Annotated in this window: 8 protein-coding genes; 5 read left to right on the plus strand and 3 right to left on the minus strand. The window is 43.6% G+C overall.

Going from position 1 to position 12,842, the window contains the following annotated elements; genetic code table 11:
• The first annotated feature begins 60 nt into the window (after window positions 1–60).
• The 4 genes from DC487_RS09595 to DC487_RS09610 all read left to right on the plus strand — a co-directional run bounded on the left by DC487_RS09595 (window position 61) and on the right by DC487_RS09610 (window position 7,267).
• The gene (locus DC487_RS09595) at window positions 61–2,526 is read left to right on the plus strand and encodes a glycoside hydrolase family 31 protein (RefSeq protein WP_449441374.1); all 2,466 of its coding nucleotides are present in this window, start codon (window positions 61–63) and stop codon (window positions 2,524–2,526) included.
• Window positions 2,527–2,626: 100 nt separating this feature from the next.
• Window positions 2,627–4,567, plus strand: a complete 1,941-nt coding sequence (gene glgB, locus DC487_RS09600) for a 1,4-alpha-glucan branching protein GlgB (protein WP_116775759.1) — start codon at window positions 2,627–2,629, stop codon at window positions 4,565–4,567.
• Between the two features lies 1 nt (window position 4,568).
• The gene (locus tag DC487_RS09605; protein ID WP_116775760.1) at window positions 4,569–6,002 is read left to right on the plus strand and encodes a glycogen synthase; all 1,434 of its coding nucleotides are present in this window, start codon (window positions 4,569–4,571) and stop codon (window positions 6,000–6,002) included.
• Complete coding sequence (locus DC487_RS09610; protein WP_116775761.1) at window positions 5,999–7,267, plus strand: glucose-1-phosphate adenylyltransferase; 1,269 nt, start codon at window positions 5,999–6,001, stop codon at window positions 7,265–7,267. Before DC487_RS09605 ends, DC487_RS09610 begins: the two co-directional genes overlap by 4 nt.
• A gap of 68 nt (window positions 7,268–7,335) precedes the next feature.
• Here DC487_RS09610 and DC487_RS09615 read toward each other — a convergent pair whose 3' ends face one another.
• Window positions 7,336–8,127 carry a Cof-type HAD-IIB family hydrolase gene (locus DC487_RS09615; protein ID WP_116775762.1) on the minus strand — a complete coding sequence of 264 codons (792 nt, stop codon included), beginning with the start codon at window positions 8,125–8,127 and terminating at the stop codon, window positions 7,336–7,338.
• A gap of 81 nt (window positions 8,128–8,208) precedes the next feature.
• Between DC487_RS09615 and DC487_RS09620 the strand changes: the two genes are divergently transcribed.
• A complete protein-coding gene (locus tag DC487_RS09620; RefSeq protein WP_116775763.1) occupies window positions 8,209–9,414 on the plus strand; it encodes a class I SAM-dependent methyltransferase in 1,206 nt (401 codons plus the stop codon).
• Here DC487_RS09620 and DC487_RS09625 read toward each other — a convergent pair.
• Together DC487_RS09625 and DC487_RS09630 are read right to left on the minus strand one after the other, a co-directional pair.
• On the minus strand, window positions 9,411–11,510 hold the full coding sequence (locus DC487_RS09625; RefSeq protein ID WP_116775764.1) for a TonB-dependent receptor family protein: 2,100 nt from the start codon (window positions 11,508–11,510) through the stop codon (window positions 9,411–9,413). The two genes, DC487_RS09620 and DC487_RS09625, sit on opposite strands and share 4 nt — an antisense overlap.
• Before the next feature lie 22 nt (window positions 11,511–11,532).
• The gene (locus tag DC487_RS09630) at window positions 11,533–12,828 is read right to left on the minus strand and encodes a BamA/TamA family outer membrane protein (protein WP_116775765.1); all 1,296 of its coding nucleotides are present in this window, start codon (window positions 12,826–12,828) and stop codon (window positions 11,533–11,535) included.
• Window positions 12,829–12,842 lie beyond the last annotated feature (14 nt).

Raw genomic sequence — 12,842 nt, forward strand, 5'->3', positions numbered from 1 at the left:
TCATTTTTACAAATAAGTCGTAATTTAAAGCAGTAATTCGAAAAATTGTACTGCGATAAGATGACAGATATGACGCCCAAAGACGATAAGTTAGAACAGACAAATGCCAATACAAGCCCGGCAGAACTGCAAGAAGAGATACATCACGTTAACAATCCGGTATTAGAACTTCCGACTATTGAAAAGAAATACCTTGGTAAAGTCACCGGATTTGTGAAAGAAGGCTCGTCCTTTTATTTTACCGATGGCAAAGCCAAAGTCGAAATCAAGCTTTTTTCGGACGAGATCATTCGGGTGCGTTTAGCGCCAGAAGGTGTTTTTTTAGCCGATTTCTCCTATGCAACGGTGAACGTATCGAACGGTCCGACATCCTACACAATGGAGGAACGTGAGGATAGTTATCAAATTACTACCGCTCGGACTGCCTGTATCATTCGTAAAGCTGATTTTCATATCTCTTTTGCCGATACCGAAGGCAAGGTCGTGAATCAAGATGCGAAAGCCATGCATTGGGAAGAAAACTCGGACTTTGGTGGCTATTACGTGTACTGCACCAAGTCTGCTCCGCAGGACGAAGTGTTTTTTGGATTAGGAGATAAAGCTTCCAATCTCAACCTGCGCGGTCACCGTGTCAAGAACTGGAATTCGGATACCTATTCTTACGCATTCAACCAAGATCCACTTTATAAAACCATTCCTTTTTACCTTGGCGTTACCGAAGGTCAATCGTATGGTATTTTCTTCGACAATACTTTTAAGACTTATTTTGATTTTGCTGCCGAACAAGCAGACCAGACCAGTTTCTGGTCGGAAGGTGGCGAACTACAATATTACTATATACAAGGACCGCAAATGATTGATGTCGTGCGTCGATATCATCAACTAACCGGTACCCATTATTTGCCGCCGTTATGGGCGATCGGCTATCATCAATGTCGCTGGAGTTATTATCCAGAAAAAATGGTGCGTGATGTCACTACCGAGTTTCGCAAACGGCAGATTCCTTGTGACGCCATTTATCTGGACATAGATTATATGGATGGTTATCGCTGTTTTACATGGAATGCCAAATATTTTCCCGATCCGCGTAAGATGATCGCTGATCTCGCCGCCGACGGTTTCAAAACGGTGGTTATGATTGACCCCGGTATTAAAGTCGACGAGAATTATTGGGTTTTCCAAGAAGGCCAAGCCAACAACTATTTCTGCCGTCGGGGTGATGATTATTTCATGGAAGGATTTGTATGGCCAGGCCGCTGTCAGTTTCCAGATTACACCAATCCCGAAGTGCGCGAGTGGTGGGGCGGCTTGTACAAAGGTCTAGTAGAAGATGGTGTCGCCGGTTTCTGGAATGATATGAATGAGCCTGCCGTCTTTGGCCGTGGCACATTTCCAGACGATGTACGCCATCACTATGATGGCTATCGCGGATCGCACCGCAAAGCACATAATATCTATGGTATGCAAATGGTTCGCGCCACGTATGATGGGCTGAAAAAGCTTTATCGCGACAAAAGGCCATTCACGATTACTCGTGCTGCGTATTCTGGTGTGCAGCGCTATTCTTCGGTGTGGACGGGCGATAATATAGCCACTTGGGAGCACTTACGCATTGGATTGCTGCAGCTACAGCGACTTTCTGTATCCGGTCTTTCGTTTTGTGGTACGGATATCGGCGGATTCACAGGAAATCCAGATGGTGAATTATACACACGATGGATGCAGTTTGGTGTATTCTCCCCATTTATGCGCGTGCACTCCGCAGGTGACACACGCGATCGCGAGCCATGGAGTTTCGGACCAGAATGGGAAGCCATCTGTAAGAAATTCATTGAACTAAGATACCAGCTTTTACCTTATATATACACCGCTTTCTGGCAGCAACACAAATATGGCGACCCAATTTTGCGACCTATTGCCATGCTAGAACAGCACATTCCACAAAACTTACGACGAGAGGAAGAATTCGCCTTCGGCGATCATATTATAGTTTCTCCTGTGCTCAATCCGGGTCAGAGCAGCAAAACCGTGTATCTACCAGAAGGTGATTGGTATTATTACTTCGACGATACGGCTTACACTGGTGGTCAGGAGCATCAGGTGGCAACACCTTTAGATGAAATGCCCATCTTCGTACGCGGAGGAAGCATAATTCCCGAATACCCAATTATGCAATATACCTCTGAAACAAAGATTCCGGTGTTGACTCTTCGTCTGTTCTATGCAGAAGGTCGATTTAACTCATATCTATATGATGATCAAGGAGAAACATTCGGCTACGAGAACAAAGAGTACTCCTGGAAACACTTTATAGTAGAAGGAACATCTGACTCCCTAAAAGTTTCACAATTAGCCGAAGGGCACTACACCTCGTATCATTCGCAGTATAAGATTTACTTAATAGGTCTTTCTGTAGAAGTGTTGGAAATGAAAGTGGATGGCGTTTTGACGTCCGTAGAGAAAGACGAGCGAGGCAGCTATATCGTAGTGGATCCTGCATTTAAGAAAATAGTTTATCAGGCGTAGAACAAACGTTTCATTCCGATGTTGATTATCATGTTGGAATGTAGTAAAAAGGCATCCTACGAGAGTATATTTTTAAGCACAAGACGATAAAATTCAAAATATGGGAGAGCCTGTGGTGGCATTTAGTTTGTTCACCGACTACGACATTATGTTGTTCCGTTCCGGAAAACACTATAAATTATACGAAAAACTGGGTTCACGCACCGCTCAAGTCGATGGCGTCCACGGTGTATATTTTGCGGTGTGGGCACCCAACGCTAATTATGTTTCCATCATTGGAGATTTCAACGGCTGGAATTCGGCATCGCACCCGTTGAAAGTACGCTGGGACGAAAGCGGCATTTGGGAAGGTTTTATCCCTACATTAGAAAACGGTACTGCCTACAAATACCATATTGGGACGTCCAGTGGTGAGCAGCTGGAAAAAGCCGATCCATTCGCGATCCGCACGGAAGTACCGCCGCGCACCGCTTCCATAGTGGATACCACTTGGTACACCTGGGAAGACAACGATTGGATGGGAAAACGCCAAGCACACAATGCTTTGGATAAGCCCATTTCTGTATACGAGATGCATTTAGGCTCCTGGATGCGTGATGCTAATGAACCAGATCGATTTTTGAATTATCGAGAAATTGCCGCTCGTTTGGTACCTTATATTCAAGAAATGGGTTTCACCCACGTAGAATTTATGCCCGTGATGGAGCATCCGTATTATCCGTCTTGGGGCTATCAGATTACAGGTTATTTTGCCTGTTCATCCCGCTATGGAAGTCCACAAGACTTTATGCACCTGATCGAAGCATTGCACCAAGCAGATATCGGCGTCATATTAGATTGGGTGCCTTCACATTTTCCAGGTGATGCGCACGGTTTATACAAATTCGACGGTACACACTTATTTGAGCATGCTGATCCAAAGAAAGGATATCATCCCGATTGGAAATCCTATATCTTCAACTATGGTCGCAATGAAATCAAATCCTTCTTAATTAGCAATGCGTTATTCTGGCTGGATCTATATCATGTGGACGGATTGCGTGTCGATGCCGTCGCATCAATGCTATACCTTGATTATTCGCGCAACTATGGTGAATGGGAAACCAATGAATTTGGTGGAAACGAGAATCTAGAAGCCGTCGCATTTCTAAAAGAATTTAACGAAGCGGTATACACCCATTTTCCCGATGTACAAACCATTGCCGAAGAATCCACTTCTTGGGCTGGCGTTAGTCGGCCAACCTATCAAGGTGGATTGGGTTTTGGCATGAAATGGATGATGGGCTGGATGCATGATACCTTGAGTTATTTCAAAGAAGATCCTATCAATCGTAAATACGCACACGATAAGATGACTTTTGCGACAGTATATGGTTTTCATGAGAACTTTATGTTGCCATTTTCGCATGATGAGGTCGTGTATGGTAAAAAGTCGATGTTATACAAAATGCCCGGTGATGATTGGCAACGCGTGGCCAATCTACGGACTTTGTACTTGTACATGTTTACATTTCTGGGAACGAAGTTACTTTTCATGGGCGGAGAATTCGGACAAACAGCCGAGTGGAATGTGGATCAATCGTTGGATTGGCATTTACTGGAGTACGCGCCACACCAAGGTGTCAAAAAGCTAGTGGCTTCACTCAATGCACTCTATAAATCAGAACCCGCATTATACGAAAAAGCATTTAGCCCCGAAGGATTTGAATGGATAGAGATGGGCGACCGAGATCAAGGCGTATTTGTTTATCTCCGTAAAGGGCATGATCGGGAGAATGATTTAGTTGTTGTCTTGAATCTAACACCCGTGGTGAGATCACAATTCCGTATCGGCGTTCCTCAAGAAGGTATTTGGCAACCTATTTTTAACTCAGACGAGCACGATTATTACGGTAGTGGCATCAGCGCAACAGCATCAAAATCCGAGAAAATTCATTGGATGCATCGCGATCATTCAATCGCGATAGATTTACCACCATTGGCTGGTGTGGTATATAAGCAAAAGCAGACGAAAACTAAAAAAGTTAAGCGCATAAACTAAGATGATGAAAGTTATCCATTTGAGTGTAGAATGTTATCCTGTGGCAAAAGTGGGAGGATTAGCGGATGTGGTTGGCGCACTTCCTAAGTACCAACGTACGATGGGCATCGACGCATCTGTCGTCATGCCTTGGTACGATCGACCATTTCTACAAAATCAAGAAACAATCTCTATTGCTACAGGTAACATTAAGCAAGGTGACGAGCTATTTGATTACGAAGTACTAAAAGAGAAAAATGAAAGTTTGGGGTTTCCGCTGTATTTCATACGGATACCGGGCAAATTAGATCGTCCAGAAGTATACTGCTACCCAGATGAAGCCGAGCAGTGGATAGCATTTCAACATGCTTTTTTAGATTTTCTGAATAAGCAAGAAGCGCTTCCAGATGTGGTACATTGTCACGATCATCACGTGGGATTGACGCCTTTTCTGATGCAACATGGTTTAGCGTTTCGCGAACGCTTGGCAGCCATTACCACGATATTCACGGTACACAACGGTCAATATCAAGGCTGGATCGATTGGAATAAAAGTCCATTGCTACCAGCGTACGATGATTGGAAATGGGGTTTGCTTGAGTGGAATGAAGTCATTAATCCGATGGCAGCTGCCATTAAATGTTGCGCGGCATACAACACGGTATCCGAAGGATATTTACAAGAGCTCTTTGAAGAGGCCAATGGTTTGCAAGACCTATTTAAAATGGAATCGGGCAAGGCCGAAGGTATTGTGAATGGTATTGACGAAACGGTTTGGAATCCAGAAACAGACAGTAGTTTAGATAAAAACTATGGAGTTAGCACGGTACGATCGGGCAAAAATGCGAATAAGAAATGGTTGGGTAAAGCCTACGGGGTTGATTTTGCGAAGCCGCTTATCGTATTTATCGGTCGATTTGCTTTTGAAAAGGGCGCCGACTTACTTCCGGTGATCATAGATGAAATTTTTGCAAACACTGATGAGGATTTTGGTGTATTTATATTAGGATCTGGCGATGAGGAAATTAGCGCACAGCTGGAAGCACGGAAATCGCGGTATGAAGGTAGGTTGGCTACATTCTTCGGCTATAATGAGGAGTTGGCTCACCGAGTGTATGCTGCGGCGGATCTTTTGCTGATGCCATCGCGCGTGGAACCTTGCGGACTAAATCAGCTTTACGCGATGAAATACGGTACGATACCGATTGTGCGCAATACAGGTGGTCTTCGCGATACCGTGATGGACGTAGCTACAGAAGGAGGATACGGATTTGTCTTTGATGAAGCGAATCCAACTGATGCAGCCAACTGCGTCGTCCGTGCGTTAGATATCCTTCAAGACAAGAAAAAGTTGGATCAGATCCGCAAAAAAATCATGAAGTTAAATTACTCTTGGGAGCAATCTGCCTTGAAGTACGAAAAATTATACAACCGTTTTGTTGAAGAGAAGTTATGATACATAAAGTAGTTTCCATTGTGCTAGGTGGCGGTCGTGGTACACGCCTATATCCATTGACAGATCAGCGATCTAAGCCCGCAGTTCCGATTGCCGGTAAGTATCGTTTAGTCGATATTCCCATTTCTAATTGCTTGAGCTCAGGATTCAATAAGATTTTTGTATTGACGCAGTACAACTCGGCATCGCTTAACAAGCATATCAAGAACACGTTTAACTTCAGCGTATTCAGTACCGGTTTTGTTGATATTCTTGCAGCAGAGCAGACGAATGAAGGGGATCGTTGGTACGAAGGAACAGCAGATGCCGTACGACGTACACAAAAAAATCTGATCGGAATCGATTACGATTACATTCTCGTGCTGTCGGGTGATCAACTATACCAAATGGATTATTCCAAATTGATCGACTTTCACGTCGAGTCTGAAGCAGAAGTAACCTTAGCTACCATTCCAGTCACGGCCAATGATGCAACAGGCTTTGGTATTTTGAAAGCCAATGAGAAAAATGAAATTGAATCTTTCATCGAAAAACCATCAACCGATCTGTTGGTTGACTGGGCTTCCGATGTTCCGGAGCATTTGGAGAATGAAGGGCGTAAGTACCTTGCTTCTATGGGTATATATGTTTTCTCAAAAGGCGTGCTGAAACAATTGCTGGAAGAAAATCCGGGGATGGATTTTGGGAAGCACATCATTCCAGATGCGATCGGAGTGAATCGGGTGATGAGCTATCAGTTCGAAGATTACTGGACGGATATTGGTACGATCAGCTCATTTTTCGAGGCGAACATTGGATTGACAGATGATATCCCGAAATTCAATTTATTTGATAATCCGGTATTCACACGTGCACGTATGTTGCCGCCTTCCAAATTTGGTGGCACAACCGTAGACAACAGTATCGTGGCCGATGGTTGTATTGTACATGCGGACAAAATAAGCCGATCAGTGATTGGTATTCGTTCACGCATTGGTATTGGTACGGTAATCCGCACCACGTATATGATGGGAGCAGATTATTATGAAAAGCTCGACGATTTGATTGAGCTATACCACACCCAAGAACCACCTCCGATTGGGGTTGGCGAACGCTGTTATATTGAGAATGCGATCTTGGATAAGAATTGCCGCATTGGCAATGATGTCCGCATCAAAGGTGGTGGAAAACTGCAAGATGGGGATTTTGAGAAATATTCCATCGTAGATGGCATCGTGATCATCAAAAAAGGTGTTATTATCGAAAATGGTTTTACGATAGGATAGATGTCGTAGTTTACTCGGATGCTGTATCAGTATCCGAGTAAATTAAATTTGTGCGTTGAATGATCGGACTAGATCACTTGATAGTGAACCAAGGCATTCCAGATTCCATCCTCATCCACATGGTCAGTCACATAATCAGCATTTTCTTTTACCGCTGGGTTCGCATTTCCCATAGCAACTCCTACACCAGCATATTTTAGCATCTCAATATCATTACCACCATCACCAAAAGCCATCGTTTCGGAGACATCAAGTCCAAAATGGCGGCAAAACGCTTCTATTCCCACTTTTTTACTTTGTCCGCCCGGATTTACGTCTGCAAAGGTCTCTATCCAACGCGTAGCGATGGAGTTAGGCATAATGTTCGCCATGAATTCGGCTTCCTTATCGGGATGAATAAATACGTTCACTTGTAAAATGCTGCCCGTATCCAAGGTATCAAAATTCGTAAGTGGCGGAGTTGGAAGATTCACCGCCTCATACATCATGTCAATTTCCGGCGTAACGTGATGGATGGTTACTTCTTGTTCTGACATCAGCGAGAAGCTCACCGGTGTTTCTTTGCTATACGCAATCAATCGCTCTACATCGGTAGGATCCATCGTAGCGCGATGCAAAATAGTATCACTCTCGGCAACGACACAATAACCACCGTTAAAGGTGCTGTAGCCGTCAAACCCCAAATGTTTGATATGATCCAGATTATTGATGGAACGACCGGTAGAGACGATTACCTTGATTCCTTTCTTTTTCAACTCTCTTATAGCATCTAAAGTAGATTGCGGTACAGCATGCGTGTTAAAGCTAATCAAAGTACCATCGATATCGAAGAAAACTGCTTTTATTGTAGGTAAGTGCATATACAAACATATCACTATTTGCGGTCATATCCTACGTGTTAACATAGGAAGAGCCTATAATTAATAGTAACTTTGCCCTATATGAAATTCATACAGAAGTCGGACGTATTGGAGCTACTGAAAAAGCATGTATCTGGTACAGAATTGGTGAAAGCAACGTTAGGAAGTTACAAGGGGGCAGAGGTGGATCTAAAAAATCTGTATCTAAAACCGGTCAGCATAAAAAACAACTACCAGATATCTTTCACATATCGTTATGCCCGACGCGATATCGTGAAAAACTACGATGTGATTGTAGCCACGGAGATGCTTGTAGCTTTCTGTGAACAAGAAGAGTTTCATTCTATTTCTTTATTTCTTCAACAAGAAAATATCTTCTTGCAGTGGCATCCTAAGAGAGGATGGAGCTACCGCGTAGAAGCAGCAGAAAATTGCTGTACGCCTAATCTGGCGCATAACAAACAGAAAGAGCGCAAGATCACGGATACCAAAAGCGCGTACTGGCACGAATTACGATTGACCGATACTGATGGAAAAGTATATAAGAATGCGCAGGACAAATGGAAGCAGATCAATCACTATATCGAGATCTTAAGTTCGAGCTTGTCTGAATTGCCCGAAAGTGAAACCCTCCGCATCGTAGATATGGGAGCAGGCAAAGGTTACCTAACCTTTGCGCTACATGATTATCTCATGCAGCAAACGACTAAAAAGATTGAAACGGTTGGTGTAGAATTTCGAAAAGATTTGGTCGACCTGTGTAATCAGATTGCTGAAAAGTCAGCCTTAACCGGTTTGCAATTTGTAGAAGGAACGATCGAAGCATACCAACCGGCCGTGCCGATGGATATCTTAATTGCATTACATGCCTGTGATACAGCTACTGACGATGCGATATATAAAGGAATTCAACATCAAGCGAATCTCATCGTTGTAGCACCTTGTTGCCACAAGCAGGTACGGAGAGAGTTAGAACGTGTAAAAGCAAAAAACGAGCTTAATTTTATGACACGGCACGGTATCTTTATGGAGCGCCATGCCGAGATGTTGACCGATAGTATTCGTGCTTTGTTGATGGAATACCACGGTTACCAAACCAAGGTGGTCGAGTTCATATCCGATGCACATACACCTAAAAATGTGTTGATTGTTGGGCTGCGAAAAAAGGTTAATCCGGCTAGACAAAAAGAGATCCAAGCCAAATTAAGGGAGTTGAAAACCTTCTTCGGACTTGAATCTCATTATCTGGAGCATCTACTGAAAGCTGCCAATCTGTTGGCTGATTAGAAGCTTGCGCTTAAGCCGCCGTAGAAATTTCTAGTAGGTGATGGGTTAAAATATCTTCCGCCAAAGGCGTTGATATCGTTACCCAAACTGTAGGTTTGATTGAGCAGATTATCTCCGCCCACAAACACTTGTATTTGCCATTCTCGACCGGTCGGAATCTGCCAATGTGCTTTTGCTTGGAGCAGATTATAGCCATTGGCAAAAGCCGTATTTGCATCATTTAATGGAATCGATGAAGTATGATTGTGCATAATATTGATTCCTGTGCCATGTGGGAATTGCATATTGAGCGAATTGACTGATATCCAGGTCGGGATAGAGGTGACCTTATTGCCACTGTGATCCACATTTTCTCCGCCTTCCAATACGGTATACGTCTGGAATTTATAATCCTGATACGTCAGTGCGGCGGATACATTCATCGCACGAATAAAACCTGTTGAACGCGGCGTGATCAGCTGTCCCATCAATAACAACTCAATGCCTCGTTGATTGATGTTTCCAGCATTCACGAAGAACTCTGCACCATTTTCCCGAAGCTGTCGTACGATTCCTTCTTTCAGTCGATAGTGATAGGCACTTAGATCTACTAACCAACGTCTATTCTTCGTTTCAGCACGAACGCCCACTTCGTAATTATATCCACCTTCCGCTTGTAGATCAGCATTGATTTGGTTGTCTGACGATCGAACTTCAGCGATGGTCGGTGGTGAATACCCTCTAGATACAGAAGCCCGTGCCGCGACTTGTGGCGTAAGCAGATAGGAGAGTGCCAATCTTGGCATCCAAGTCGCACCAAAATTAATGTCACCACGGTTATTATCAACGACTGGAAATCGCTGCGTAAAACGAATATCATTATAATTCAATCCGATAGATGCTTCAGCGGTCAACTTTTGTAAGATGGTAGCGGCGGCTCTATAGAAGTAGAAATGTTGACCATTTCGCAAATCATCAAAGCTTTGCGGATCACCTTTCACACCAGCGAGATTATCGAAGTTTTCAATTTTGTACCAACCGGCTTGTGCTTCCATACCCAGTTGCATCTGCCAACTGATCCAATCATTCTGCTCCGGTGTATATGAAACGTAGGTTCGAAAACCTGCATTGCGCTCATCACGATGCTCGTAGTTGGTAATAAATGGATTTTGGAAATCTGTAAAACTACCAAATACGGAGGCGCTGTGTAGCCACTGATCACTAATTTTATATTCATGTACTAGACCGGATATCAAGGTTTTATTATAGATTGTGGCCTGTTGATCTTCCGCCCCAGGCATGGTAGCCGTAGCTGGTCGTGCTTGTCGCGGATTTGCATCAAACTGTGCTTGCGTGAGTCCGCCCGGCGTATTGTACGATAGATCAGAATAGATGGCTAAGAATTTAAGCTTTGCTTTTGGATGATACTGCCATTGATGTGCTGTCTGGAGATACAATCTTTTCATGCCAGTATGATCTCGGTAGCCATCAGACCGCATGTATGCTTGATCGAATGAAAATTGATACGTATCGCTCACCTGTTGTCGGTGACTCAATTGCTGGTTAAGCGTACCAAATGATCCGCTAGAAAGCAACACTTGTGTGGCGGGATCGAAACTATCAAATCCATAAGGTGATATGCGAACCACACCGCCAGAATTTGGGCCAAATAGCGAACCATCTGGTCCTTTAATGATGGTGATTTGCTGCAATCCCACCGGATCTAAACTATTCAAATAACTATTGCCACCGGCATCTGTTAGTGGAATTTCGTCGATATAAATTTTAGTATTTCGCACGCCGAAAGGAGAACGCAACATACTTCCGCGCAACGCCAAACGATAACTACCAGGCGAGCGCTCTTCCATGCGTACACCTGGTGTGGTATTGACCGCTGGCAAAATGGTGCCCGGCATTTGTGCCGTCAGCAGATCGCGTGTAATCACTTTCGCAGACGAGGTATGCGCCAAGAAAGGTTGGCTGCTAAAGTAAGAACGGATTTTCACTGGCGCGATTTCATGCCGCGTACTATCTTGTTCCGTTTGTGCAAACAATGGGTTTGCAAGACAGCATAATAGGACAGAGCGCCAAAGATGGATTATAGGAGATTGCATCATTAGTTAGTAGTGATCATTAAAATTAAAAGGCTTCATTTAAACCTAAGAAGAATCCACGCTGACCAAATCTCCCCATAGCGTAATCAATACACAGATTAGTACGTGTAGTTTTGTTAAATAAGACCCTTAGGCCGGCTCCACCAGCGGGTTGCCAATACCGGAAAAGTTTGGTTCCCATTTGATCGTTTGCCGTTTGTGCATTTGCAAAAACAACACCGCTCAAAAACCGATTTTCCAAAATCGGAAAACGGTATTCTAATTCCGTATAATAAAAAGAAAGTCCTTTGAAGTAACCAAATGTATAGCCGCGACCGCTTCTTGCGTACGCGTCTTTACCCGTTCCGGGAAGATCCAGATACGGTAAGTAATCATTGCCCAATTTAAAAGATCCTAAGCTCCAAAAAGCCAGCACATGATTCGATTCATCTTTCGAGAGATTCCAATATTTTCTAAAATCGGTGACCAGCTGATAGGCGCTGTGCTGGCTTCCCATCCAAGTTTGATTGGATCGCAATACTACATCGGCATAGATTCCCTTATACGCATTGTTGGGATTATCACGCGTCATGTATTGAAAGTTAAGCATTAGGCCATTATTGTTATTCTGCGTATCATCAAAGCCATTCCACTCACTATAAATCCGATTGGGTGATATATCTTCCTCATTGTTTACGGAAATACCGCGTTTTAATTCAAAAAAGACACCAGCTCCCACAAACATCCCTGGTAATAATTGCTTGTAAAGACGTTCATTGAAGTTGTAAACATTGTAATTATACGTAAATCTAGAACGCTCAGGGTTATTCAAAATCAGTTCATCTGGCGTAGGACTTGGCAGTGGCCTGCCGATGCCTAAGCCATAATCTAAACCAACCATGCGTGCAATATTGATATTGCCTTTCAGGTTCCACTTATTTTCTGTGGTATAAATGTCATGATTGAAGTAACCCACGATAATACCCCGTGTAGTTGCCGATAGTGCGGTCGCAAATACAGACATCGTGGTATTCTCTCGGTCTCCAAAAACGTGACCAGCAACCATCTTTGCGCCGATCTGCGCCCCAATACTCGGATTATAATTAACATTGGGTAGATAAGCCACACCAGATCTTCGTTTTGGCACATCTGCGGTGTCTTTACGTGGAAAAATGCTTCGATATGCATCGACAATATCATAGGCATCTTGATCTCCACGAATGGTATCTGCTCTGCTGATCGTATGCAGGGTATCTTGGGTATTACTCAAGCTATCAGCTTGCGCATACAGCGTTGTAGTAACCAATAAAAAGACAATGAAAGCAAAAAAGCGATTAAGCATGATTTCTTTAAAAC

It is taken from the genome of Sphingobacterium corticibacter, from assembly GCF_003076635.1.
Classification (GTDB): domain Bacteria; phylum Bacteroidota; class Bacteroidia; order Sphingobacteriales; family Sphingobacteriaceae; genus Sphingobacterium; species Sphingobacterium corticibacter.